Here is a 23,596-nt window from a genome sequence, read left to right as displayed (position 1 = left end):
GCGACGCCCATGCTCAATCCGCAACTCGACCGCCGCGGCGAACTGATACACCTGCTCAGCACGGAAGGCCTGCCGCGCCGCCATGCGGAGCGGTTGCTGGAAACGGCGGCCGCCGCGGCCGAACCGTCGTGGCCAACGCAGGGCTATGGCCCGCTGCCGCCGGTGTTCCTGCTCCTGCCCGACACGCGTCGCGCCACGCGCGCGGCCTACTGGCGCGCCGCCGAACAACTGCTGCTGCCGGTCACGGCGCTGGATCCGGCCGAGCCGCTGGCCGAGGCCGTGGCCGGCCTGCCGCCCGGCATCCTGGTGCTTGGCCATCCCGCCAGCGGCGCCGCGCTGTGGGCGGCGACGCACTGGGCCGCCGCGCATGCGCGGGGCGGCGGCGTGGCAGGCGGTCTTTTCGGAAACAGTCTCTTTGGCGGCGGCTTCGATCACGCCGCCGCGCCGGGCCTGCGCGTCCTGAATGCGGGCGACGGCGTCCATGCCGATCCGCTGGCCGCGCTGGCGCTCTTGCGCGCCATCCTGTGCGCCAAGCCAGACCTGACGCGGCTGGCCGTCACGCTGGTGGGCGACGTGCGCCATTCGGGCCTGGCCCGCTCCCTGATCCACGCGCTCACCACATTGGGCGTGCCCGAGCTGCGCGTGGCCGCGCCGCCGGCGCTTCTGCCCGAGGGCCTGCCGCAGCTCGGCGTGTTCCCGTTCAGCGCGCTGGACGAGGGGCTGCGCGATGCCGATGTCATCATCCTGCTGCCGCTGAGCGCCGAGGCCGTCGCCGCCGGGCGACTGCCGTCGCCGTGCGATTACGCCGCCGGCTATCGGCTCAGCCCCCGGGCGCTGGCCCTGGCGCGGCCCGATGCGTTGCTGCTGTCCGCCGCCGGGCTGCACGCCGGCATCGAAGCCGAGGTGGCGTTCGACGCCGCGTTGGCGCGCGCCGGCCACGAGCGGGACGCGCTGGAGCACGCGCTCCGGCTGGCGGCGCTGCGCCTCTTGTCGGACTCGCTGGGACGCACGCTGGCCCCAGGGGGGCGCGCATGAGGCTGCACATCGCCAACGGCAGGCTGATCGATCCCGCCGCCGGCGTGGACCGGCGGGCGGATCTGTACATCGCCGAGGGCCATGTGGCCGCCGTTGACGTCGCGCCAGCGGGATTCCAGGCGGATCGGCGCATCGAGGCCGACGGCCTGGCGGTGCTGCCGGGCCTGGTGGATCTATGCGCGCGCCTGGCCGGTCCCGATGGCTCGCCATCGCCCGATGCGCTGCGCGCCGCGCTGGCGGGCGGCGTGACCCGGTTGGTGCAGCCGCCCGATGGCGGCGTCATGCTGGACGATCCCGCGCGGGTGCATGCCTTCCTGAATGAATCGCCGGCCGGACCGTGCCGCATCCATGCCGTGGGCGCGCTGACGCCGGGCCTGCGCGGCGAGGCCCTGGCCGAACTACGCCTGCTGGCCCAGGCGGGCTGCCTGGCGTTCGGGCAGGGCGAGGCTGGCCTGAGCGATACCCGCCTGCTGTGGAACGCCATGCGCTACGCCGCTGGCGCCGGCCTGGCCTTGTGGCTGCGGCCGCAGGATCCCTGGCTGGCGCGCGGCGCCCCGGCGGCCGGCGGCGCCTATGCCGCGCGGCTGGGCCTGGAAGGCCTGCCGGACCTGGCTGAAACGGTGTCCCTGCAAACATTGTTCGAATTGCAGCGCGACACCGGCGCGCGCCTGCACCTGTCGCGCCTGTCCAGCGCCGCCGGCCTGGCGCGGGTGCGCGCGGCCAAGCGCGAGGGCCTGCCCGTCAGCTGCGACGTGTCGGCCAATCATCTGCACCTGACCGACGTGGACATCGGTTTCTTCGATGCCCGCTACCGCCTGCAGCCGCCGCTGCGCGGCCAGCGCGACCGCGACGCGATCCGCGCCGCGCTGGCCGACGGCACCATCGACGCGCTGTGCTCGGACCATACGGCGGTGACGGCGGCCGGCAAGGCCGCGCCTTTCGCGCAGGCCCAGCCCGGCGCGCCCGGGCTGACCACCTTGCTGCCGCTGACGCTGAAATGGGCGCGCGACCAGCGCGTGCCGCTGGCCGAAGCGCTGGCGCGGGTGACCAGCGGCCCGGCGGCCGTGTTGCGCGCCGTGGCGCCGCAAGCGCCGCGCGGCGCGGCCCCGGCTGGCATGCTGGCCCCTGGCGCGCCCGCCGACCTGTGCCTGGTCGACCTGGATGCGGAACAGGCGCCGGATTCCACAACGCTGCCTTGCGGCAGCGCCCTCAGCCCGTTCGCGGGTATGATGCTGCCCGGCCGTGTACGCGCCACCGTGGTGGGTGGCAGCCTGGCCTGGGAGACTCCTGCTTGAAGCTGCTGCGCTTTGTCCTTCGGCTCATCCTCGTCCTGCCGTGGATCGTGTTCGGCCTGCTTTGCGTGGGCCTGGTGTATCCATGGCTCAGACCCAAATCGCGCGCCTGGCTCAACCGCAGCTGGTCGCGCTTCCTCATGGCCGCCTGTGGCGTGCGGGTCGTCTTCCGGGGCGAACCGCGCATGACCGGTCCCGTGCTGCTGGTGGCCAATCACGTGTCCTGGATCGATATCTTCGTGCTGAACTCGGCGCGCGCCACGTCCTTCGTGGCCAAGAGCGAGATCCGCAGCTGGCCCGTCATCGGCTGGCTGGTGGCCGGCGCCGGCACGCTGTTCATCGAGCGCGGCCAGCGCCATGCGGTGCACGCGATGGGCGAGTCCATGCAGGCGCGTTTCCGCCAGGGCGATGCGGTGGGCCTGTTTCCCGAGGGCACGACCAGCGAGGGCAGCGAGCTGCGTCCGTTTCATGCCAGCCTGTTCGAACCGGCCCGCGCGGCCGCCGTCGAGATCCAGCCCGTGGCCTTGCGCTTCCTGCAGCATGGCCAGCGCAGCGGCTTCGCCGCCTTCATCGGCGACGAAAGCCTGGTCGCCAATCTGTGGCGCGTCATGGGCACCACCGGCCTGTCCGTCGAAGTCGTGTTCCTGCCGCCGCTGGCGACCCGCAACGCGGACGGCAGCCTGCCGACGCGGCTGGAGCTGTCGCACCAGGCGCGCGACGCGATTCAGCAGGCGCTGTAGCGCGAAGGCCGGCGCGGCGCTGCCGGCCTTTCCAATCCCCCTGCCGCACTTTCCGCGTGCCAAGCAACCTCGCAAGAAACCGGTGCCACTCGACCGGGATGCCACGGATCCGGCTCCGCCGGTCCGTAGGCATGCCCCTGGGGGAAGCGCATAGCGCTTCGGGGGGGGGCTTCACGCACTAAAGTTGCAGCAGCTTTCCGCCAGTTCGGCCACGTTCTGGCAGAACGCCGCGTCCGCGTCGCGTCGGTACATGGCGCAGTAGACGGATTGTGGCGGGGCGACACTGGTGCGCGCGATCACCAACTGACGGGTGTTGACCATGTCGGCGAAGTAGTCGCGCGGCAGGCAGCTCACGCCGAAGCCCGCCGCCGTCAGCCCGGCCATCGCGATCAGGCTGTTGATGGTGAATAGGTTGTGGGCAGGCGTGTGCGGCTTGAGCCAGCCGTCGTAGATCATGTTCAGTCCCGATTCCTGGCTCTGCCTCAGCAGCGGCAGCGCGGCGATATCGGCCGGGGTGTAGACGCGGCTCGCGTCGATCATGTCGGGGCTGCCCATCCAGGCGAATTCCAACCGCTGCAGCGGCGTCACCTCCAGGCCGGGTTCGGCGAACTCTCCATGCAGGAAAGCCATGTCCAGCTGTCCGGCCTGCAGGCGCTTGAGCAGGTCGGCGCCCAGATCGATGTGCGGTTCCAGCGTGATGCGCGGATAGTGCGAGCGCAGCAGCCGGATCAGCGCCGGCAGCCAGGTCATGGCGGTGATTTCGGTGATGCCGAAACGGAACGTGCCGGTCAACGTGTGTTGACCCTTCAGCCGCACCAGCAGTCGGTCGCGGTGGCCCAGCATTTCCTCGGCCAGCGCATAGATTTCATGGCCGCGCGCGGTCAGTTCGGCGCGATAGCCGGATCGATCGAACAGCGCGATATCAAAGTCCGCCTCCAGTTCCTGGATGCGCTTGGTAATGGCTGATTGGGTGGTGTGCAGCTTTTGCGCCGAGGCTGCGAACGTTCCCAATCTGACGGTCCAGTACAGGGCTTCGATCTGCTTGAAAGTCAGCATGGGTGGGTTCTTTGGAAAATGAGATTATTCCCAAACTTCTATTTGGTAATAACCCCTATATTCCTGAAAGTGATGGATTTCATGGAAATTTAATCCCTTTTTCCCGCAGCGGAAAGCCAGCACCATGTGGCCTGACTTCAGCACGGCCGGGGTCGCGCGGCGCGGAATGATTCCCGTCGGCGCCGGGTCAAGAACCAGGAATCACGCAGATCGTCATGAGCACATCCCTATCCGGCGCGCGCATCCTGCCGGCCCCTGTTGTCGCGCCGGCGGCCTTGCGCCAGGCCCTGGGCGCCATCGCCACGCCTCATCTGAGCGACAACCTGGCGCGGCGCGAAGGCATCTCGGGCCTGCGACGCTACAACCGCGACGGCAAGCTGGTGGGCACCGCGCTCACCGTCAAGACGCGTCCGGGCGACAACCTGATGATCTACAAGGCCATGATGATGGTCGAGCCTGGTCACGTGCTGGTGGTGGATGCGGGCGGTGATCTGTCCAACGCGGTATTGGGCGAGATCATGAAGCGTTACCTGCAACAGCACGGCTGCGCGGGTGTGATCGTGGATGGGGCCATTCGCGACGTACTGGCCTTCGAACTCGACGATTTTCCCTGCTATGCGCGCGGCCATATTCACCGTGGCCCCTACAAGGACGGCCCCGGCGAGGTCAATGTGCCGGTCAGCATCGGCGGGCAGGTGGTGAACCCCGGCGACATCGTGGTCGGTGACGAGGATGGGTTGGTCAGCTTCGCGCCGGAACAGGCCGAGGCCCTGATCATGGCGGCGCAGAGCCTGGCCGTGAAGGAAGAACGCATCATGGCCGAGATCGCCGGCGGCCAGCGCGCGCAGAGCTGGATGCAGGCCGCGTTTGCCGCGAAGGGGCTGGCATGAGCGCAAGCCAAGCATTCCTGGCGGATCGCGCCCGCGCCATCAAGCCTTCGCCCAGCATGGCGGCCAAGGCTCGCGTTGACCAACTGCGCGCGCAGGGCCGCGACATCGTCGACTTCACCGTGGGCGAGCCAGACCTGCCCACGCCCGCGCACATCGTGCGGGCAGGCATGGAGGCGCTGCGCGGCGGCGACATCCGCTATACGGCTTCGGTGGGGTCGCGGCCCTTGCTGGAGGCCATCCGCCTCAAGTTCCAGCGCGAGAATGGGTTGGACTTCGGGCTCGACGAGCTGATCGTCGGCGCCGGCGCCAAGCAGTTGATCCATACCGCGCTGTCGGCCACCGTGCAGGCGGGCGACGAGGTCATTATCCCCGCGCCTTATTGGGTTTCCTATCCCGACATGGTGCTGGTCAATGACGGTACGCCGGTGACGGTGCCATGCCCGGAGGTCGATGGTTTCAAGCTCACGCCACAGGCCCTGGAGCGTGCCATCACGCCGCGCAGCAAGTGGCTGCTGCTGAACACGCCCGGCAATCCGGCCGGCGCCATGTACGACGCCGACGAGCTGCGCGCGCTGGCGCGGGTGCTGGATCGCCATCCGCATGTGTGGCTGATGACTGATGAAATCTATGAGCACCTGGCCTATGGCGGCGCGCGCCACGTGTCGCCGGTCGCCGCCGCGCCGTCGCTGGCGGACCGAGCGCTGGTGATCAACGGTGTGTCCAAGTCTTATGCCATGACCGGCTGGAGGCTGGGCTACGCGGCCGGCCCCAAGATGCTGATCCAAGCCATGGCAGCGCTGATTTCGCAAAGCACCAGCTGCGTCAGCGCCGTGAGCCAGGCCGCGGCCCGCGTGGCGCTCACCGCCGACCAGGGCTGCGTGGCCGAGATGGCGCGGCTTTACGGCGAACGCCGCGATCGCATCGTGGCCCTGCTCAATGCCGTGCCGGGGCTGCGCTGCCAGGCGCCGCAAGGCGCGTTCTATGTCTATCCTGCCGTCGAAGGTCTGCTGGGAAGGCGCGCGCCGGATGGGCGCGTGCTGGGCAGCGACCTGGACGTGGTCATGTATCTGCTCGACGTAGCGGGCGTGGCCGCGTTGGATGGCTCGGCCTATGGCCTGTCGCCCTACCTGCGGTTGAGCTTCGCCACGTCCATGGCGCAGATCGAAGAAGGCTGCCGTCGCATACATGAGGCTTGCGCACGGCTGTCCTGAGTCCCGCGCCATTCGTCTGTCCAGCGCCGCAATTATCCGCAACACCAGAACAGGCCTTGTGCCGCCTGCATCATCATCAAGGGGAACCCGCATGAAAAAAATGATCTCTTCCTGCCTGGCCGCCGTTGGCCTGGCCATTGTCACGCTGTCCGCCGCCCAGGCGGACACCCTGCAGGACATCAAGGCGCGCGGCAAGTTCATCTGCGGCACCATGGGCACGGCTGAACCATTCAGCTTCCAGGATCCGAAGACGCGCGCCGTGGTGGGCTACGAAGTGGATATCTGCAAGGCCGTGGCGGACAGCCTGGGCGTGCCGCTGGAACTCAAGCTCATCGCGGTCGAGGCGCGCATTCCGGAACTGATCGCCGGCCGCGTCGACGTGGTGGCGGCCAACCTGGGCTGGAGCCCTGAGCGTGCGCAGCAGATCGACTATTCGCATCAGCATTTCGTGAGTCTGCAGAAAGTGCTGGCGCGCGAGAAGGATCAGGAACTGAAGTCGCCCGCCGAACTGGCTGGCAAGCGCGTCAGCGCGGTGCGCGGCTCGTCCTCGGAGCAGGGCGCGCGCAAGTACATTCCCAATGTCGAACCGGTGACGTTCAAGGATCCCAGCGGCGCCTTCCTGGCCCTGCAGCAAGGCAAGGTCAGCGGCTTCGTCGGCTCCGAGCTGATGCTGGCGAAGCTGCGCCAGCAGGCCGCCAGCAGCGCGGTGCCGGTCAAGATCCTGGAGCCTGCCCTGTTCGTCGAGCCGTGGGGAGTGGGCGTGCGCAAGGGCGACGCGGCCATGCTGGGGCAGGTGAACCAGGTGCTGGACAAACTGGAGGCCTCCGGCGAAGCCACGCGGATCTTCGACAAATGGTTCGGCGTCGGCACGCCGTTCAACCTGAAGCGGGACTTCCGCATCGAGTCCATCAAGGGTTGAGCTGGCGCATCGCCATGCACTACGTCTTTGATTTCGGCGCCATCTTCCAGGGCGAGTATCCGGACTGGCTGCTCAGGGGGTTCCTGACCACCCTGGCGCTGGCCGCGCTCGCCTGGAGCCTGGCTTTTCTGGTCGGCAGCCTGCTGGCCGTGCTCCGGTTGACGGGCTGGCCGATGGCCAATGCGCTGATCGCGGCCTACATTGCGTTCCATCGCAATGTGCCGATGCTGGTGCACATCCTGTTCTGGTACTTCGGGGTGCCCGCCCTGTTGCCGCAGGCCGTGGCCGATTGGCTCAACAGTCACGGCAGCGAATTCATCCTGTCCTGCGTGGCGATCGGCCTGGTGATGTCGGCCTATGTCTGTGAAGACCTGCGCAGCGCGGTACGCGCGATCCCGCCGGGCCAGGTCGAGGCCGCGCGCGCGCTGGGGCTGGGCTACCTTCAGACCATGCGCAAGGTGGTCCTGCCGCAGGCGTTCCGCATCGCACTGCCCCCGCTGCTGAACCAGACCCTGCTGCTGGTGAAGAACACCAGCCTGGCCATGGCCATCGGCGTGACCGAGCTGACGGCGGCAGGGCGGGAGATCGAGAACGGCACCTTCCGCACCTTCGAGGCCTACGCGGTGGTGACGGCGATCTACCTGGCGCTGTCGTTCCTCATCATGGGCGGGGGCGCGGCGTTGCAGCGTCGCTATCGTCCGCTGGGGGCGCGCTGACCATGTGGGACATCCTGAAAGACAACTGGCTGCTGCTGTTGATCGGGCAATATCCGCACGGGCCGCTGGGCGGGCTGGCCGCGACGCTGGGCCTGGCGGCCATCAGCCTGGTCCTGGCGCTGCCTTGCGGCGTGCTGCTGGCGCTGGGGCGCATCAGTCCGTGGCGCTGCTTGCGCTGGCCGGCGACCGCCGTGGTGCAGCTGGTGCGCGGCCTGCCGCTATTGATGTTCATTTTCTGGGCGTATTTCTTCGTGCCGATCGTCATCGGCCGACCGGTGGCCGGCACCACCACCATGGTGGTGGCGCTGGTCTGCTATGAAAGCGCCTATCTGGCCGAGATCATCCGCGCCGGCATCCAGGCGCTGCCGTCGGGGCAGCAGGAGGCGGGCCGCGCGCTGGGGTTGTCATACCTGCAGACCATGCGCCGCGTGATCCTGCCGCAGGCGCTCTACAACATGTTGCCGAGCATGTTGAGCCAGTTCGTCTCCACGGTGAAGGAGACGTCACTGGCCTACGTGATCAGCGTGCAGGAGCTGACCTATGCCGCGAACCAGGTCAACAGCGTGCTGCTGACCAAGCCCTTCGAGGTATTCGCGCTGCTGGCGCTGACCTATTTCATCCTGAATTTCGGCCTGAGTTCATTGGTCCGGCTGGTCGAGCTGCGCATCGGCCGGCGCCGCGCGGGGCTCGTGCCAGTCTCTAGAACGGTGTCCGCATGATCCGGTTTTTCCAGGTGCAGAAGTGGTATGGCGCTTATCAGGCGCTGGCCGATGTGAGCGCGCAGGTGCGTCGCGGCGAAGTGGTTGTGGTTTGCGGCCCATCGGGTTCGGGCAAGTCCACGCTGATCCGCACGGTCAACCGGCTCGAACCGATCCAGCAGGGACGGATCGAAGTGGACGGCAAGGATATCCACGGCGCCGACCAGCGGCTGGATGCGTTGCGCAGCCATATCGGCTTTGTATTCCAGCAGTTCAACCTGTTCCCGCACCTGTCTGTCATGGACAACCTGACGCTGGCGCCGCTGATGCTCAAACGCGCCCGCCGTGGCGAAGCGCGCGAGCGCGGCATGGCGCTGCTGGAACGCGTCGGCCTGGCGCACAAGGCCGACGCCTATCCCGCGCAGTTGTCCGGCGGCCAGCAGCAGCGCGTGGCGATCGCCCGGGCGCTGGCCATGAATCCGCCGGTGATGCTGTTCGATGAACCGACCAGCGCGTTGGATCCCGAGATGGTGGGAGAGGTGTTGCAGGTGATGAAAGGGCTGGCCCGCGACGGCATGACCATGGTGTGCGTGACGCACGAAATGGGTTTCGCGCGCGAGGTGGCCGACACGGTCTGGTTCATGGACGAGGGACGTATCGTCGAGACGGCCGAGCCGGAGCGCTTCTTCACCGCGCCGGAATCGGACCGGGCGCGTCGTTTCCTGGCCGAGATCCGGCGCTAGTGTGCTGTCCCGCAGATACGCCCGCACGAAATCCACCCCTAGCCGCCATGGCGTCGTTGCAAATCCTCGTGATACCTACGGGTATCACTGCGGTTTGCGCCTAGCCCTGACGTCTATGGATGAATTTCGTCAGGCGGACGTACCTACGGGACAGCACACTAGGGTGTCTTGCGGCACAAGCCGGCGTCGAGGGGCGCCGGCCCGGGTTCAGTCCGAATTCGGATCCTGGAAGCGCGAGCACTTCACCTGCACCAGCTTGCGGTCCTGCAGGCGCAGCGCGGTCAGCGCGCCGCCCCAGACGCAGCCGGTGTCCAGGCAGATCACGTCGGGGCGCAGCAGCAGGCCCAGCGTGGACCAATGGCCGAATACGGTGGTGACGTCGCGCGTGGCGCGATTGGGCACGTCGAACCAGGGCATCAGGTTGGGCGGCCAGGCGCCGGGCGCGACCTTGGTGGCGAATTCCATGTGGCCGTTGGGCGTGCACAGGCGGATGCGGGTCAGCGCGTTGATGATGACGCGCATGCGCTTGCCGCCCGTGTGGTCTTCCTTCCAGGTGGCCGGTTCGTTGCCGTACATCTTCTGCAGCGCCTTCTGCCAGTTCGGCCCGCGCAGCGCGTCCTGAACCTCGCCGGCCAGCGCCAGGGTCTTGGCCACGTCCCATTTCGCCAGCGTGCCGGCGTGGACCATCAGGTGGTTCTGCTCGAAATGCGCGAGCGGGCGAAAGCGTAGCCAGTCGATCAAGGCGGCGGCGTCGGGCGCGCGGAGGATGTCCTCCAGCGTGTCGGACTTGGACGGCTTGCGCACGCCGGCGGCCGCGGCCAGGAGGTGCAGGTCGTGGTTGCCGAGCACGGCGGTGACGCGGTCGCCCAGGTCGATGATGCGGCGCAGGGTGGCCAGCGAATCCGGGCCGCGATTGACCAGGTCGCCGGCGAACCAGAGGCGCGAGTGCGGATCGCCCGCCAGCTCGGGATGGGACAGCAAGCGATCCAGCGGCGAGCAGCAACCCTGCACGTCGCCGATCATCCAGATACTGCCGTTCATGCGGGACTCTTGCTCCAGGGCCAGCGTTGTTGGAAGAACCGCGCCAAGGCGTGGCGGTATTCCATGTAGGACATGGCGCCGAAGGCGAGGATCATGGCCCCGATGTTCGGGCCCAAGGCGGTCAGCCAGGGCGGCCACTTGCCCAACATGCCCACGTTCAACGCCAGCTGGTTCAGCATGAAGAAGCCCACACCCAGCAGGATGCCGATGAAGACTTTCGCGCCCACGCCGCCCCGGCGCGTCTGCATCAGGCCGATGGGGGCGGCGATGGTGATCATGACCAGCAGCGTGAACGGATACGCCAGTTTGCGCCACAGGGCCACGACCTGTCGACCATATTGAAGCTGGTTGTTGCGCAAATAATCCACATAGTCGAGCAGCGTCACGATGGACATGCGCTCGGGCGTCAGCACGCGGGCGATCAGGCGCTCGGCGCTCAGCGTGGTGTCGATGGTGCGCTCGGGCACCTTGACCACGGCGGCCGGCGGATTCTTGGGGGGGCGGGCGTTGGCCAGCGCGTCGGCGGCCTCGTCGTCCAGGCGGGTCTCGGACACGTCCTTGAGCACCAGGTCGCCATGGGAGAACACACCGACGGGCGCCGTCGACAGCACCGACAGCGTCAGGTTCTTCTTGAACTCGTACAGCGTGATGTTGGCCACCTGGCCATCGCCCTTCAGGTCGCCGATGTTGATGATGCGGGTGCCGCCGTTGGCGGTGGGTTCCTTGAACCAGTAGCCGCTGTTCAGGCGGTCGCCGCCCGCCTTGCCGCGCAGGGCCAGGTTGGCTTCGCCGGATTTCATCTCGGCCCAGGGCGTGACGTATTCGGACAGCAGCGCCGCGCCGATCATCAGCGGAATGGTGACGATCCACAGCATGCGCAGCAGGCGCATGCCGCTGACGCCGGACACACGCAGGATCACCAGTTCGTTGCGCTGCGCCAGTCCGGCCAGCGCCAGGATGGCGCCGATCAGCAGGCCGATGGGCAGCAGGTCGTACAGGCGGGTGGGAAGGGCCAGCGCCTGCATGTAGAGCAGCGCCATCATCGTGAACTTCTCGCCCACGTTGTCCAGGTCGTCCACCATCGCGAAGAACGTGAAAAGGCCCAGCAGGGCCAAAAGGACCACAGCGCAGGAGCGATAGATTTCGCGGGCCAGGTAGCGACGGGCGGTACGCATGAAAAAGGACGGTCTGAGAAAAGCGCGTAAACGTGAAAGCTTAACAAATCCGGCCGCCCGGCATGGGGGGCGGCGCCGGAAATATTTTTTGCCGGGAGTTTCGGGGGGAGGGGCGGGCGGGTTCGCCTCGGCGGGGGCGGGTCCTGTTCAGGGAATATCGACCATCTGCATGCGGCGGGTCAGCACGCCGACGCGCGAGTTCAGATAGTTGGAGTTGCGGTTGCGGTCGTAGAAGCGCGGGTTGGGGAGCATGGCGGCCAGGCGGGCCGACTGGCTGGCGCCCAGGCCGGCGGCGGAGGTGTTGAAATAGTGCTTCGCGGCCGCTTCGGCGCCGAACACGCCCACGCCCCATTCGGCCACGTTCAGATACAACTCCAGGATCCGTTCCTTGCTCATGACGTGTTCGATCATGTAGGTCAGGACCAGTTCCTGACCCTTGCGCACATAGCTGCGCGAACTCGACAGGAACAGGTTCTTGGCCAACTGCTGGGTGATGGTGGAGCCGCCGCGCATTTTGCTGTGCCCGGCTTCTTCCTGCTTCTGGTTGTATTCCCAGGCCTTGCGGATGGCCTCCCATTCCACGCCGTCATGCTCGGTGAAATTCGAGTCCTCGGCCGCCACGACCGCGCGCTTCAGGGAGTTGCTGATCTTGTCGTAGGGCACCCATTCATGCTGCAGGCGGAAGTCGGCGTGGCCTTCGCTGAGCCGCGCGTACTCCTCGCGCATCACCGCGCTGGCGCCGGGGTTCTGGTACTTGTACCAGACCACCAGGCCGAACAGCCAGAACTGGTACAGCAGCACGGCGCAGACCAGCGCCATCATCACGCCGGTGATGATCCGGAACCAGGACCTGCGGCCCTTGCCGGCGCGGCCCGCCATGCCTTCAGCGTCCCGCAGCCAGATCGGCGCGCAGCGCCGCCAGCACGGGCTCGGGATCGGGCCGCAGGCCGTGCCAGATATGGAAGCTCTCGGCCGCCTGGCCCACCAGCATGCCCAGGCCGTCCGCCGTGCGCGCGGCGCCGTCGGCCCCGGCCTGCTTCATGAAGGCGGTGGGTGCGGCGCCGTACATCATGTCGTAGGCCAGCGCGCCGGGGGCATACAGGCCGCCGGGCAGGTCGGGGGCGGCATCGGCCAGCCCGCTGGCGGTGGCATTGATGACCGCGTCCCAGCCGCCGGGCGTTGCCGCCTCGGCGAGCGTGCCGGCCGTGACCTGGACTGGCAGGCCGGCCCCGCTGGCGCGCCAGGCCTCGGCCAGTTCGAGCGCGCGGGCGGCGGTGCGGTTGACGATATGGATGCGGGCGCAGCCGGCCTGCGCCAGCGGCTGCAGAACGCCGCGGGCTGCGCCGCCCGCGCCGACCAGCAGCACGCGGGCGCCGTCCAGGCGCAGGCCCAGGCGCAGCAGGTCCGACACCAGGCCCACGCCGTCGGTGTTGCAGCCGTGCCAGGCGCCGTTGCGCCAGGACAGCGTGTTGACGGCGCCGGCCAGCCTGGCGCGGTCGGACAGGTTGCCCGCCGCCAGCGCGCAGGCCTCCTGCTTGAAGGGCACCGTCACGTTCAGGCCCAGTCCGCCTTCGGCGACGAAGGCGGTCGTCGCCGCCACGAAACCGTCCAGCGGCGCCAGCAGCCGGTCATAGCGCAGCGCCCGGCCGGTCTGGCGGGCGAACATGGCATGGATCTGCGGGGAGCGGCTGTGGGCGATCGGGTTGCCGATCACGGCGTAGCGGGCCTCGGTCATGGGGCTTGGGTTTCCAGGGTGTCGTTGACGAAGTGCCAGCTGCGCGTGATGACCAGCACGTCGGTGTCGCGCGCGATCTCGGGCGGGAAGGGCGGGAACGGCGCGGCCAGCTGCACGATGCGCCGCGCGGCCTGGTTCAGCACCGCGTGCGGGGACGGCTCGTCGATCTCGACGTCGGCGATGCTGCCGTCGGCGCGGACCGACACGGTCAGGCGCAGCGAGCCGTAGATGCGTCCGCGCGCCTCGTCCGGGTAGTGCTGGGTGCCCACGGCCTCCACCCGGGTGCGCCAGGCGTCCAGGTAGGCGGCGTAGCGTGATGCTTCGGCCGAGGGCGCCACGAACTGCTTGCGCGGTTCCGCGCTGTACTGCTGCACGCGGGCGGCCAGGGCGGCCACCTGGGAATTCTGGATCACGCTGGCCTGCTCCTCGGCGTCGCGGCCATGGTCGGCGCCGTCTGGCCAGGGATTGACGGCCTGGCGCTCGGCGCCGGCCTTGTCGCGGGCCTGCAGCTGGGTCATCAGGCGGGCCTGTTCGGCCTCGAGCTGGACCTGGCGCTTGCGCATGGCTTCCAGCACGATGGTCTCGGCCGAGGCGCCGGTCTGGGGCAGCGGGGTGGTGGCCAGGCCGCGGTCGGCGTTGCCGCCGCCGCTCATCTGATTCTGGGCCTGGGCGCGAGGCGTTTCGGGCGGGGTTTCGCTGCGGGCGTTCAGCAGCAGCACTTCCAGGCTGGGCGAGGCGGGCTTGCTCAGGGCGGGCGCGCCAAAGCGCCACGCCAGCGCGCCGGCGTGCACCAACAGCGAGATCGCCAGGCCGATGCGCAGGTAGTGCTGGGCGGGCGCGCCCAGCCACCGCAGGAAACGGCTCGGCGGGGAGGGGGAATCAGCAAGGCTTTGCACGCAGGCATTGTAAGCCCGGCGCAGCTTACCGCCGTGTGTCAGGGACGGACGCCGCCACGGGCGGCGGCGTCTGCCTGGGCGGGCCGATTACTGATTGGGGAACACCCACACGTGCCGGGCCGGCAGGGCCAGGCGGCAGGCGCCGGGTTCGCGGCCCTCGGCGCCGTAGGCGCGCAGCGCCAGGGCGGCCGGATCGGCCTGTGCGCCGCGGAACACGTACTCCCAGCGGTCGCCCAGGTACATGCTGGTCACCAGCGGCAGTTCCAGGTGATTGCCGTCGGGATCGTTCGCCAGGCGCACCTGTTCCACCCGGATCACGGCGGTGGCGTCCTGGCCGGCGGTCAGTCCGGGCGCGGCCTTGCCCCACAGCGCCCAGCCGGCGCCCTCGATGCGGGCCTGGCCGTCGCGCAGTTCGGCGACCTTGCCGCTCAGGCGGTTGTTGCTGCCCATGAACTCGGCGGTGAACAACGTGTTGGGCGAGCCGTACATTTCCTGGGGCGTGCCCTGCTGCTCGATCTTGCCGTTGTTCAGCAGCAGGATGCGGTCGGAGATGGCCATGGCCTCGCTCTGGTCGTGCGTGACCATCAGCGCCGACAGGCCCAGGCGCACGATCAGCTCGCGCAGGAAGGCGCGGGCCTCTTCGCGCAGCTTGGCGTCCAGGTTGGACAGCGGTTCGTCCAGCAGGATCACGGGCGGGCTGTACACCAGCGCGCGGCCGATGGCCACGCGCTGCTGCTGGCCGCCGGACAGCTGGTGCGGATGGCGCTGGCCGAGCTTGCCCAGGCCGAGCTGGTCCAGCACGGCCTGCACGCGTTCGCGCACCTCGGCCTGCGGCGTCTTGCGCAGCTTGAGCGGGTAGGCGACGTTGTCGAACACGGTCTTGTGCGGCCACAGCGCATAGGACTGGAACACCAGGCCCAGGTTGCGCTCCTCGGCCGGGATCTCGCGGCGCGCGGCGCCGTCGTAGACCACGCGATCGCCGATGGTGATGCGGCCGCGCTTGGGGCCTTCCAGGCCGGCGACGGCGCGCAGCAGCGTGGTCTTGCCGCTGCCGGACGGGCCCAGCAGGGACACCACTTCGCCCTGGCGCAATTGCATCGACACGCCCTTGAGCACCGGGTTGTCGCCGTAGTCCAGGTGCAGGTCTTCAACAGAAAGCTCAATCATGAAGTTTGACTCCGAATCGCAGGGCGATGCCCAGGCCGATGACGACCAGAACGATATTGATGAAGGAAAGCGCGGCCACGATGTCGATGGCGCCGGAGGCCCACAAGGACACCAGCATGGAGCCGATGGTCTCGGTGCCGGGCGACAACAGGTAGACGCCGGTGGAGTATTCGCGCTCGAAGATCAGGAACATCAGCAGCCAGGAGCCGATCAGGCCGTACTTGGCCAGCGGCACGGTCACGTGGCGTGTGACCTGGCCGCGACGCGCGCCGGCGCTGCGGGCGGCCTCTTCCAGCTCGGGACCCACTTGCAGCAGCGTCGACGAGATCAGCCGCAGGCCATAGGCCATCCAGACCACGGTGTAGGCCAGCCACACGCTGAAGATGGTGCTGCGCATGGAACGCAGCCACTCGATGAAGTTCTCGCGCAGCCATTCGGCGAAGGGCAGCCCCGACAGCCAGCCGCCGAGGTCGGCGTCCAGCGCGTTGTCCAGCCACATCGGCACGAACAGGAACACCCACAGGAAGGCCAGGCCGGCCAGCAGGCCGGGCACCGCGCGCGGCACCAGCACGCTGTAGTCCATGAAGCGCGTGACGTTGTCCGGCTTGCGGTGCATGGCCAGGCCCACGAAGGTGTAGCAGAACACGGCCAGCGCGCCGCCGAACACGCCGATGGCGATTGAGTTGACGATGGCGCGCATCAGGTTGGGCTGCGAGAACACCGTGCGGAATGCATCCAGCGACAGCACGTCCAGCAGCGACACGCCCATGCCCCAGTTCGATACGAAGGCGCGCAGCAGCACGCCCAGCAGCGGCACCACGATGGTGACCAGCAGCCAGAACGCGACGACCGCGCCGGCCACCCAGCGCCACTTGCCCAGCGGCAGCGGGCGCGCGCGCGAGGCCTTGCCCTTGACGGTGACGAAGCGGTTGGCGGTGCGCATCAGGCGGCGCTGCAGCATCACCAGCGGAATGGTCATGCAGATCAGCACCACGGCCACGGCCGCCATCAGGTGGTAGGACGGGATGCCGAGCTTGTTGGTCAGCTTGTACAGGTAGGTCGCCAGCACCAGGTTGCCTTCGGGGTCGCCCAGCACCAGCACCAGGCCGAACACCTCCAGGCCCAGGAAGAACAGCAGCACCGTGGCGTACAGCATGGCCGGCCGCACCATCGGCAGGCTGACCGAGACCATCACGCGCAGCGGCGAGGCGCCGGTCACGCGGGCGGCTTCCTCGACGTCCGAGCCCATGCTGCGCAGCGCCGACGAGATGTACAGGTAGGCGTGCGGTACGTGGGTCAGGCCGGCGATGATGACGATGCTGGTGAGCGAATAGACGTTCCAGGGCACGAAGCCCAGCAGGCTCTGCGCCCAGGTCGAGAAGAAGCCGACCGGGCCGGCGGCCACCACGTAGCCGAAGCCCAGCACCATGGGCGACACGAAGATCGGCACCAGGATCAGCGGCTCGATCCAGCGTCGGCCCGGCAGGTCGGTGCGGATCATCAGGAAGGCCAGCATGCCTCCCAGCGGAATAGCGATGGCGGCCAGGCCGAAGGCCAGGATGAAGCCGCTCTTGAGCGCCTTGTAGAAATCGGAATCCGCGAAGATGAAGCGGAACGCGTCCAGGCTGAAGACCTTGGACGGCGAGAAGAAGGGCGCGGACAGAAAGCTCTGGATGATGATGAACGACAGCGGCACGTAGATGGCCAGGGCCGTGATCAGCACCACCACGCCGCGCGGCAGGGACTGCCATTTTCTGCGCAATGACTGCATGGGGAAATCCTGTGTTCGGGGTACGCGGGCCGCGCCGCCGGCGGGGCGGGCGTGGCGGCGGGGCTGGGGCGGCGGGTCGCCGCCCGACGCGTGTCAGGCGCTGCCGGGACGGCGCTCGCGCCCCGGCGGCGGCGGGCTTATTTGCCGGCCGCGGCGCGCCACTGCTTGATGAATTCCAGGCGCTTGTTCTGCTCCAGGTAGTCCAGCAGCGTTTCGTTGACCGGGATCGGCTTGAGCGAGGCGCCCAGCTTCTTGGTCATGCCGTCGACGTCGTTGTCGCCGGGGATGTCGTCGCGCACCGAGGCCAGGTCGGCCTGGTTGGCGATGATGTCCTGGCCTTTCTGCGACAGCATGTAGTCCATCCACAGCTTGGCGGCGTTGCGGTTCTTGGCCTTCTTGCTGATGAAGGCCACGCGCGACAGCACCAGCGCGTAGTCGGTCGGGTAGGCGATGCCCAGCGACGGATCGTTCTTGGCGCGGGTCTCGGCGTACGAACCCAGGATGTTGTAGCCGATCAGGTTCTCGCCCGAGGACACGCGTTCCATCATGGTGCCGGTGGACGACTGCACGATCAGGCCGCCCTTGGCGATGTCCTTGAGCGTGTCGAAGTACTTGGGATCATTGGCCTTGTCCTGCACGGCCAGCATGAAGCCCACGGCCGACTTCTCGATGTCGTAGGTGGTGACCTTGTTCTTGAACTTGTCCGGCTGGCTGGCGATCAGCTTGGCCAGCGCGCCGTGCGTGGTGGGCACTTCGGCGGCCGGGATCAGGCGCTTGTTGTAGATGAACACGGCCGGCTCGAAGGTCGTGCCGTAGGCCGAATCCTTCCACACGGCCCAGGCCGGCAGCTTGCCGATCTCGGGCGACTTGTACTGCATCGCGTAGTCGGTGGCCAGCTTCAGCGCCGAGTCCATCGACGAGCTCCAGACGATGTCGCCGCTGCTGCCGCCGGCGGCCTGCTCGCTGATGTAGCGGTTGTACAGCTCGGTGCTGTTCATGTCGTTGTATTCGACCTTCACGTCCGGGTACAGCGCCTCGAAGCCCTTGATGATGGGGCCGGCGGCCTTGGTGTCGGTGGTCGAATAGATGATGACCTTGCCTTCCTTCTTCGCGCCGTCCAGGATCTTCTGGTAGTCGGCGGGATACCCGGCCGGCACCTGTTGCGCATAGGCGCTGCCGGCGGCGAGGACGAAGGTGGCGGCGAGCAGGGCGGCGCGCGGCGCCGCCAGTTTGGACTGGGCAAGCATGGGTGTCGTCTCCAGAGGGATGTTGTACGAGCGGACTCTCGGTCCGGCTTGCGGGCATCTTAGGAGGCGGCGTCTGTCGGCGTCCTGTCATGGACGTGCACCGGAGCCAGGGGAAAACCCTAGGAATTGTCGCGGTGGCACATCACTTGTGCGGCGGCGTATCCGTCACCAACCGGATCCAGTTCTGCACGAAGCGCGAATGGCGGCGCTGGTCCAGGCCCACCAGCAGGGCGGGGCTGAGCACCACGGGCTGCACGATGCCGCGCGAGCGCGCCAGCACCGCTTCGGAAGTCCAGCGACCCGGCGTGTCTTCCATGATGGAGCCGAGCGCGGCGTGGCTGGAGGCGACCTGCTGGCCGGCCGGCGACAGCAGCCAGTCGACCAGCTGGCGGGCCAGGTCGGGGTTGGGCGCGCGCCGCGCGATCAGCACCGAGCGCGCCAGCACCAGTACATAGTCCTGCGGGAAGACCACGCCGATGTCGCTGCCGGCGGCCTGGCGCGACAGCGCGTAGGAGCCCAGCATGTTGTAGCCCAGGTCCAGTTCGTCGCGTTCGATGGCGTCCAGGATCTCGGCGCTGGTGGCGGCCAGGCGCACGCCCACCTGGCCGAAGGCGTTGGCCAGACCCCAGAAGTTGGACGAGACCAGTTCGTCCTGCTCGGCCATCAGGTAGCCCACGCTGCTGGCCGAGATGTCGTAGGTGCCGACGCGGCCGTGCAGCTTGTCCTTGTCGCGCTCCAGCGCGCGCAGCAGGTCCTGGCGCGATCGCGGCACCGTGGCCTCGGTGTAGCGCCTGGGGTTGTAGACGATGACGGCGGGCTCGAAGGTGAAGCCGTAGACCTCGTTGCGCCAGACCGCCCACGACGGCAGCTTGGCGGCGTAGGGCGAGGCATAGCGCTGCGCGTAGCCGTCGTTGGCCAGGCGGATCTGCAGGTCGGCGGCCGAACTCATCAGCACATCCACGTCCTTCAGCTCGCCCGCGATCATGGCTTCGTACAGTTCGCGGCTGCCCATTTCCCGGTAGACCACGTTCACGTCCGGCCGCTGCGACTGGAAGCCCTGGATCAGCGGCGCCACTACTGGCGTGTCGGTCGGGCCGGCGATGGTGAGCACGCGCGCCGACGGCTGCGGCGCGGGATAGCGGGTCACGGTCTCCGGGATGCCGGCGGCCCGCGCGTCGCCGGGCGCGCCGGCCAGCATCAGGCCGGCGACGCAGGCGGCGCCAAGCCAGGCCGCGAGTTTGCGGCCCGCGTGATGGCGCGCCAGCGGCAGGATGACGCGCGCGCTCAGGCCGCCGCCGGGACGGTCCTGCAGCCACAGCGAGCCGCCGTGGGCGACGGCCACGGAACGCACGATCGCCAGGCCCAGGCCCGAGCCCGGCAGGGATTCGCCGGCGCGGCCGCGCGTGAAGCGCTGCTGCACGGCCTCCTTTTCATCGTCGGCGATGCCGGGGCCGCGGTCGGACACGGTCAGCGCCACCCGGTAGCCGGCCACCGGCGTGGCCTGGATGTCCACCGGACCGTCGGGGGCGTAGCGCAGCGCGTTGTCGACCAGATTGCGCAGCATTTCGCGCAGCGCCACGCGGTCGCCGGCGATGCGGGCGCGCCGCACCTCGGGCGCGATGTCGATGCGCAGTCGCCGCGCTTCCAGCGGACCGATGCGGCGGCGCGTTTCATTGACCGCCTCGGCCACGCCGACCGGCGCGCGCGCGCCCTTGCCGAGCCGGTGCGTGATGGTGGCGTCCATCAGCAGCTGGTTGATCAGCTGGCTGGCATGCGTGGCGTTCTGGTGGATGCGCTGGATGCGGGCGTGCAGGCGCTCGGGGTCGGGTTCTTCCAGCGCGACCTCGGCCTGCGCGCGTAGCGAGGCCAGCGGTGTGCGGACCTGGTGGGCGGCGTCGGCCACCAGCGTGTTCAGTGTGTTCATCAGGCCGGACAGGCGGTGCATGAAGGCGTTCAGCGCCTCGACCAGCCGGCTGACTTCCTGTGGCACCGGCGCGGAGACGGGTTGCAGATCATCCGGCGCTCGCCGTCGCAGCTCGCGCTCGACCACGGCCAGGGGCGCGAAGGCGCGCTGCACGCCGAACCACAAGAGGCCCAGCGCCACCAGCGCCACCGCCACCAGCGGCAGCACGCTGCGGCCCAGGATCTCGTCGGCCAAGGCTTGGCGCGAGCCCAGCGTCTCGGCCACGCGCACCGTCACCCAGCCGGCGTGCTGGCTGGCGGATACCAGCCTGCCCACGGTGGCCACGCGCACCGGTTCATCGTGATAGTTCAGATAGTCGTAGACCGGCGTGGCTGATTGCGCCAGCGGCAGGCCGGGCGCCAGGTCGCCGTAGCCGGTGATCAGCCGGCCGTTCGAGGCCAGTGCCTCGTAGAACACCCGTTCGCTGCCGGAGAGCATGGCCAGCGAGGAAACGGGCGGCTCCACGGTCACGCCGTCATCCTCGATCTGGACCGAGCCTGCGATGGTCAGCGCCGACGCCGCCAGCAGGCGGTCGAAGGCCTGCTCGGCGGCGCGCTGGGCGTAGCCGCGCAGGAAGAAGAACAGACCGATGAGGGCGCAGGCCAGCAGCGCCACGCCCAGCGCGAACACCCGGCGGCGGATCGAGAAGCCTGCGGCCGGCTTCATCGCCTAGCCCGGGGTCGACGGGCCGGCGCCGGCGTCGTTCTGAGCGGCAGGCGTCTCGTGCAGGCGGGCCAGGTAGCCGACGCCGCGCACGGTGACGATATCCACCGAGGCGCCCGCCAGCTTCTTGCGCAGGCGCGAGATCAGCAGTTCCAGCGCATTGAGCGAGCCGTCGTCCAGGTCGAAGAGCTGGTTCATCAGGCGCTCCTTGGCCACGGTCTGGCCGAATTTGCCCAGCAGGATCTCCAGCAGGCGGAATTCGCGCCGGCCCAGTTCCACCGGTGCGCCGTCCACGCTGACGCCCCGGGCGGCCAGATCCAGGCCCAGGTTGCCGTAGGTCGTGACGCTGCTGGTCTGGCCGGCGGGGCGGCGCATCAATGCGCGCAGGCGGGCTTCGAGTTCGCGCAGGTCGAAAGGCTTGACCAGGTAGTCATCGGCGCCCAGGTCCAGCATGTCGATCTTGTCCTCGATCTCGGCGCGCGCGGTCATGACCAGCACGGGCGCTTCCAGTCCGGCCGCGCGCAGTTCGCGGATGACCGAGAAACCGTCCTTGCCGGGCAGGTTGATGTCCAGCACCAGCGCGTCCCAGGTTTCGTCCAGCCCGCGCCGCAACGCCGTCAGGCCGTCGCGCGCCCATTGGACACTGTGGCCGGCCAGGCGCAGCTTGCTTTCCACGGCATCGCCCAGGTCGAGGTTGTCCTCGACCAGCAGAATGCGCATGTCGTTCCTCCATCTGATGATTGTTCTGTGCCGCGGGCGGCAAGGCGGCCGCCGCCCGGGGCGGGCAGCGGTCCGCGTCGCGCGGGGCTTTTTGGGAGGAAGTGTACCGGCAGCGCGGCGGCTGCGGGCAGTCGCGGGCCGCCGTCCCGCCGGAGCGGGGCGCGGTCAGGCTTGCGGTTCCGCCTGGGCGGCGGGCGCCAGCTGGCCGAGATAGCGGCAGTCCAGTTCGAGCGAGAGCTCGTCCATGCCGAGGATGTCGATCTCCACGGCGGTGCCTCGTTCCAGCTCGGGCATGCCTCCCACGCGGGTGACCAGCGGCGCGTTGCCGAAGCGCACCAGATCGTCGCGCAGCACATGGGCCACGGTGCGGGTGATGTTGTGCTGCTTGAGCCAGCGCAGGCACCAGTAGCGCTCCATCGCGCTCTGGAATTCGGCCCAGGTCGCGTATTGCGCGTCGAAGGCGCCGATGATGGCGAACAGGTCGGCGTCGCGCGGCTTGAAGGGCGCGACCAGGCGCGCCGACACGCCGTGCTCGACCGCCGCGATCAGCTGCCACTGGTTGACCAGGTCCACGTAGCGGCGCAGCGGTGACGTGCTCCAGGCGTACTGAGGCACGCCGATGGCCTCATGCGGCAGCGCCTGCGTGCTCATGCGCACGCGGCCGGCCTGCTGGGAACGGTAGATGCCGGGCACGCCGTGCTGGTGCAGCAGTCCGCCCCAGAGGTTGTTGGCCAGGATCATGTACTCGGCCACCATGCGGTCCAGCGGCGCGTTGCGCTGGCGCGGCACCAGCCGCACCGGGGTGTCCGGGTCGTCGGGGTTGCCGTCCAGGTAGAAGCTGTATTCGACGCGCGAGTTGTTTTCGGGCTTGCCGCGCACGTTCTCGCGCTGCGCCGACAGCGCCTGCGCCAGCTTCCAGAGCGGGCGCAGCCAATGGCCATAAGGCAGTTCGGCGGCGGGATCGGCCAGGCTGGCTTCGGTGACCTGCGCGTCCAGCATGTTGTGGCGCAGGTTCTCGCGCACCATCACGCGTTCGAGGCGGGTTTCCGATTCGAGGACCTCGCCGGTCTCGGGGTCGGCCGTCACGTACAGCGACAGGGCCGGCACCGCGCGCCCGGCGTCCAGCGAGAAGGCGCTGATGATGCTGTCCGGCTGCATGGGGATCTTGTCGCCCGGCATGTAGACCGTGGACAGGCGCGCGCGCGCCAGCTTGTCGAACTCGCTGTCGCGCGTGACCAGGAGGCCCGGCGCAGCCACGTGCACGCCGACGCGCAGCTTGCCGTCGGGCAGCGTGGTGACCGAGAGCGCGTCGTCGATTTCGGTGGTGGTGATGTCGTCCACCGAATAGATCTCGGCGTCCGCCAGCGGCAGCTCGCGCTCGATGGCGGGCAACGGCAGGTCGGGGAAGGCCAGCCCGCGCGGGAAGTTCACCGCCAGGAAGCGGCGCTTGTGCAGCGCCAGTGCGTGCGGCCAGGCGCCCAGGTCCAGCAGCAGGCGGTCGGGCGTCTTGCCCAGCTTGGCGCAGGCCGCGTCCAGCGCCTTCCACTGCTGGGAATTCTTGTCGGGGCGCACCAGCAGCGATTCCGCCGCCTGGGCGATTTCCTCGGGCAGGCGGCCGGCGGCCATTTCATCGACCCATTCCTGCTGCTGCTCGGCCTGACGCTGCTTTTTCTCCAGCGCGGCCAGCGCGGCGGCCAGGATGTCGGGCGGGGCGGGGCGATAGCGGCCCTTGCCGCGGCGGTGGAAATAGGCGGGCGCGCCGTGCAGTCGCATCAGCAGCGCGGCCTGTTCGACCGGCGTGGGGGCATGGCCGAAATAATCGGCGGCCAGGGCGGGGGAATCGAATTCCTCCTGGGGCGCGCATTCCCACAGGAACTGCAGGTCCAGCGCCTCGGGGGGGGGGGGGGCGGGGGGGGGG

21 protein-coding genes are annotated in these 23,596 nt (G+C 68.8%); 9 read left to right on the top strand and 12 right to left on the bottom strand.

The features are described from left to right. The first annotated feature begins 9 nt into the window (after positions 1-9). The 3 genes from ACEU5R_RS04180 to ACEU5R_RS04170 are packed head-to-tail and all read left to right on the top strand — an operon-like array spanning position 10 to position 3,067. Positions 10-1,035, top strand: a complete 1,026-nt coding sequence (locus ACEU5R_RS04180) for an aspartate carbamoyltransferase (RefSeq protein WP_392409200.1) — start codon at positions 10-12, stop codon at positions 1,033-1,035. After that, positions 1,032-2,330, top strand: a complete 1,299-nt coding sequence (locus ACEU5R_RS04175; RefSeq protein ID WP_392409198.1) for a dihydroorotase — start codon at positions 1,032-1,034, stop codon at positions 2,328-2,330. The genes ACEU5R_RS04180 and ACEU5R_RS04175 overlap by 4 nt, the downstream gene beginning before the upstream one ends. Continuing rightward, positions 2,327-3,067: a lysophospholipid acyltransferase family protein gene (locus ACEU5R_RS04170; protein WP_392409197.1), complete on the top strand. Its 741-nt coding sequence runs from the start codon at positions 2,327-2,329 to the stop codon at positions 3,065-3,067. The genes ACEU5R_RS04175 and ACEU5R_RS04170 overlap by 4 nt, the downstream gene beginning before the upstream one ends. Positions 3,068-3,238: 171 nt before the next feature. On the opposite strand, the gene ACEU5R_RS04165 is transcribed toward ACEU5R_RS04170, so the two are convergent. Continuing rightward, positions 3,239-4,123 carry a LysR substrate-binding domain-containing protein gene (locus ACEU5R_RS04165; RefSeq protein ID WP_392409196.1) on the bottom strand — a complete coding sequence of 295 codons (885 nt, stop codon included), beginning with the start codon at positions 4,121-4,123 and terminating at the stop codon, positions 3,239-3,241. Positions 4,124-4,338: 215 nt separating this feature from the next. Between ACEU5R_RS04165 and ACEU5R_RS04160 the strand changes: the two genes are divergently transcribed. From ACEU5R_RS04160 to ACEU5R_RS04135, 6 genes are all read left to right on the top strand, one after another. Next, the gene (locus ACEU5R_RS04160; RefSeq protein WP_103272325.1) at positions 4,339-5,013 is read left to right on the top strand and encodes an RraA family protein; all 675 of its coding nucleotides are present in this window, start codon (positions 4,339-4,341) and stop codon (positions 5,011-5,013) included. Further along, a complete protein-coding gene (locus ACEU5R_RS04155) occupies positions 5,010-6,224 on the top strand; it encodes an aminotransferase class I/II-fold pyridoxal phosphate-dependent enzyme (protein WP_392409195.1) in 1,215 nt (404 codons plus the stop codon). The genes ACEU5R_RS04160 and ACEU5R_RS04155 overlap by 4 nt, the downstream gene beginning before the upstream one ends. Positions 6,225-6,315: 91 nt before the next feature. Continuing rightward, the gene (locus tag ACEU5R_RS04150; protein ID WP_103272327.1) at positions 6,316-7,143 is read left to right on the top strand and encodes an ABC transporter substrate-binding protein; all 828 of its coding nucleotides are present in this window, start codon (positions 6,316-6,318) and stop codon (positions 7,141-7,143) included. A gap of 14 nt (positions 7,144-7,157) precedes the next feature. Next, the gene (locus ACEU5R_RS04145) at positions 7,158-7,859 is read left to right on the top strand and encodes an amino acid ABC transporter permease (protein WP_392409194.1); all 702 of its coding nucleotides are present in this window, start codon (positions 7,158-7,160) and stop codon (positions 7,857-7,859) included. A 2-nt stretch (positions 7,860-7,861) separates the two neighbouring features. Beyond that, positions 7,862-8,578 (top strand): amino acid ABC transporter permease, encoded by a 717-nt coding sequence (locus tag ACEU5R_RS04140; protein WP_103272328.1) that lies wholly within the window; start codon positions 7,862-7,864, stop codon positions 8,576-8,578. Continuing rightward, positions 8,575-9,300, top strand: a complete 726-nt coding sequence (locus ACEU5R_RS04135; RefSeq protein WP_103272329.1) for an amino acid ABC transporter ATP-binding protein — start codon at positions 8,575-8,577, stop codon at positions 9,298-9,300. The genes ACEU5R_RS04140 and ACEU5R_RS04135 overlap by 4 nt, the downstream gene beginning before the upstream one ends. 207 nt (positions 9,301-9,507) lie before the next feature. On the opposite strand, the gene ACEU5R_RS04130 is transcribed toward ACEU5R_RS04135, so the two are convergent. From ACEU5R_RS04130 to ACEU5R_RS04080, 11 genes are all read right to left on the bottom strand, one after another. Next, positions 9,508-10,341: a symmetrical bis(5'-nucleosyl)-tetraphosphatase gene (locus ACEU5R_RS04130; protein WP_103272330.1), complete on the bottom strand. Its 834-nt coding sequence runs from the start codon at positions 10,339-10,341 to the stop codon at positions 9,508-9,510. Then, on the bottom strand, positions 10,338-11,516 hold the full coding sequence (gene lptG, locus ACEU5R_RS04125) for an LPS export ABC transporter permease LptG (RefSeq protein ID WP_103272331.1): 1,179 nt from the start codon (positions 11,514-11,516) through the stop codon (positions 10,338-10,340). The genes ACEU5R_RS04130 and lptG overlap by 4 nt, the downstream gene beginning before the upstream one ends. A gap of 147 nt (positions 11,517-11,663) precedes the next feature. Continuing rightward, on the bottom strand, positions 11,664-12,395 hold the full coding sequence (gene mtgA / locus ACEU5R_RS04120; protein ID WP_392409192.1) for a monofunctional biosynthetic peptidoglycan transglycosylase: 732 nt from the start codon (positions 12,393-12,395) through the stop codon (positions 11,664-11,666). Positions 12,396-12,399: 4 nt separating this feature from the next. Beyond that, complete coding sequence (gene aroE, locus ACEU5R_RS04115; RefSeq protein ID WP_103272333.1) at positions 12,400-13,251, bottom strand: shikimate dehydrogenase; 852 nt, start codon at positions 13,249-13,251, stop codon at positions 12,400-12,402. Continuing rightward, positions 13,248-14,147, bottom strand: coding sequence for a TonB family protein (locus ACEU5R_RS04110; RefSeq protein WP_392409190.1), 900 nt, complete (start codon positions 14,145-14,147; stop codon positions 13,248-13,250). Before ACEU5R_RS04110 ends, aroE begins: the two co-directional genes overlap by 4 nt. A gap of 87 nt (positions 14,148-14,234) precedes the next feature. Continuing rightward, the gene (locus ACEU5R_RS04105) at positions 14,235-15,314 is read right to left on the bottom strand and encodes an ABC transporter ATP-binding protein (RefSeq protein WP_392409189.1); all 1,080 of its coding nucleotides are present in this window, start codon (positions 15,312-15,314) and stop codon (positions 14,235-14,237) included. Next, positions 15,307-17,085, bottom strand: coding sequence for an ABC transporter permease (locus ACEU5R_RS04100; protein ID WP_392409188.1), 1,779 nt, complete (start codon positions 17,083-17,085; stop codon positions 15,307-15,309). The genes ACEU5R_RS04105 and ACEU5R_RS04100 overlap by 8 nt, the downstream gene beginning before the upstream one ends. A 137-nt stretch (positions 17,086-17,222) precedes the next feature. Beyond that, positions 17,223-18,332, bottom strand: coding sequence for an ABC transporter substrate-binding protein (locus ACEU5R_RS04095; RefSeq protein ID WP_103272337.1), 1,110 nt, complete (start codon positions 18,330-18,332; stop codon positions 17,223-17,225). Positions 18,333-18,474: 142 nt separating this feature from the next. Beyond that, the gene (locus ACEU5R_RS04090) at positions 18,475-20,961 is read right to left on the bottom strand and encodes an extracellular solute-binding protein (protein WP_392409186.1); all 2,487 of its coding nucleotides are present in this window, start codon (positions 20,959-20,961) and stop codon (positions 18,475-18,477) included. A gap of 3 nt (positions 20,962-20,964) precedes the next feature. Further along, positions 20,965-21,678: a response regulator transcription factor gene (locus ACEU5R_RS04085; protein WP_103272340.1), complete on the bottom strand. Its 714-nt coding sequence runs from the start codon at positions 21,676-21,678 to the stop codon at positions 20,965-20,967. Between the two features lie 165 nt (positions 21,679-21,843). After that, positions 21,844-23,596 (bottom strand): ribonuclease catalytic domain-containing protein (locus tag ACEU5R_RS04080; RefSeq protein WP_392409184.1); only part of this gene is annotated, 1,753 nt, incomplete at its 5' end.

The organism is Achromobacter sp. 413638, from assembly GCF_043119405.1.
Taxonomy (GTDB): domain Bacteria; phylum Pseudomonadota; class Gammaproteobacteria; order Burkholderiales; family Burkholderiaceae_B; genus Achromobacter.
Note: the sequence above shows the minus strand (reverse complement) of the source record. Positions and strands in the feature narration are given on the sequence as shown.

Excerpts from the sequence above, each read along its gene's own strand:
- ACEU5R_RS04180 (WP_392409200.1), top strand. The coding sequence starts at position 10 with ATGCTCAATCCGCAACTCGACCGCCGCGGCGAACTGATACACCTGCTC.
- ACEU5R_RS04175 (WP_392409198.1), top strand. The coding sequence starts at position 1,032 with ATGAGGCTGCACATCGCCAACGGCAGGCTGATCGATCCCGCCGCCGGC.
- ACEU5R_RS04165 (WP_392409196.1), bottom strand. The coding sequence starts at position 4,123 with ATGCTGACTTTCAAGCAGATCGAAGCCCTGTACTGGACCGTCAGATTG.
- ACEU5R_RS04160 (WP_103272325.1), top strand. The coding sequence starts at position 4,339 with ATGAGCACATCCCTATCCGGCGCGCGCATCCTGCCGGCCCCTGTTGTC.
- ACEU5R_RS04155 (WP_392409195.1), top strand. The coding sequence starts at position 5,010 with ATGAGCGCAAGCCAAGCATTCCTGGCGGATCGCGCCCGCGCCATCAAG.
- ACEU5R_RS04150 (WP_103272327.1), top strand. The coding sequence starts at position 6,316 with ATGAAAAAAATGATCTCTTCCTGCCTGGCCGCCGTTGGCCTGGCCATT.
- ACEU5R_RS04145 (WP_392409194.1), top strand. The coding sequence starts at position 7,158 with ATGCACTACGTCTTTGATTTCGGCGCCATCTTCCAGGGCGAGTATCCG.
- ACEU5R_RS04140 (WP_103272328.1), top strand. The coding sequence starts at position 7,862 with ATGTGGGACATCCTGAAAGACAACTGGCTGCTGCTGTTGATCGGGCAA.
- ACEU5R_RS04135 (WP_103272329.1), top strand. The coding sequence starts at position 8,575 with ATGATCCGGTTTTTCCAGGTGCAGAAGTGGTATGGCGCTTATCAGGCG.
- ACEU5R_RS04130 (WP_103272330.1), bottom strand. The coding sequence starts at position 10,341 with ATGAACGGCAGTATCTGGATGATCGGCGACGTGCAGGGTTGCTGCTCG.
- lptG (WP_103272331.1), bottom strand. The coding sequence starts at position 11,516 with ATGCGTACCGCCCGTCGCTACCTGGCCCGCGAAATCTATCGCTCCTGC.
- mtgA (WP_392409192.1), bottom strand. The coding sequence starts at position 12,395 with ATGGCGGGCCGCGCCGGCAAGGGCCGCAGGTCCTGGTTCCGGATCATC.
- aroE (WP_103272333.1), bottom strand. The coding sequence starts at position 13,251 with ATGACCGAGGCCCGCTACGCCGTGATCGGCAACCCGATCGCCCACAGC.
- ACEU5R_RS04105 (WP_392409189.1), bottom strand. The coding sequence starts at position 15,314 with ATGATTGAGCTTTCTGTTGAAGACCTGCACCTGGACTACGGCGACAAC.
- ACEU5R_RS04100 (WP_392409188.1), bottom strand. The coding sequence starts at position 17,085 with ATGCAGTCATTGCGCAGAAAATGGCAGTCCCTGCCGCGCGGCGTGGTG.
- ACEU5R_RS04095 (WP_103272337.1), bottom strand. The coding sequence starts at position 18,332 with ATGCTTGCCCAGTCCAAACTGGCGGCGCCGCGCGCCGCCCTGCTCGCC.
- ACEU5R_RS04090 (WP_392409186.1), bottom strand. The coding sequence starts at position 20,961 with ATGAAGCCGGCCGCAGGCTTCTCGATCCGCCGCCGGGTGTTCGCGCTG.
- ACEU5R_RS04085 (WP_103272340.1), bottom strand. The coding sequence starts at position 21,678 with ATGCGCATTCTGCTGGTCGAGGACAACCTCGACCTGGGCGATGCCGTG.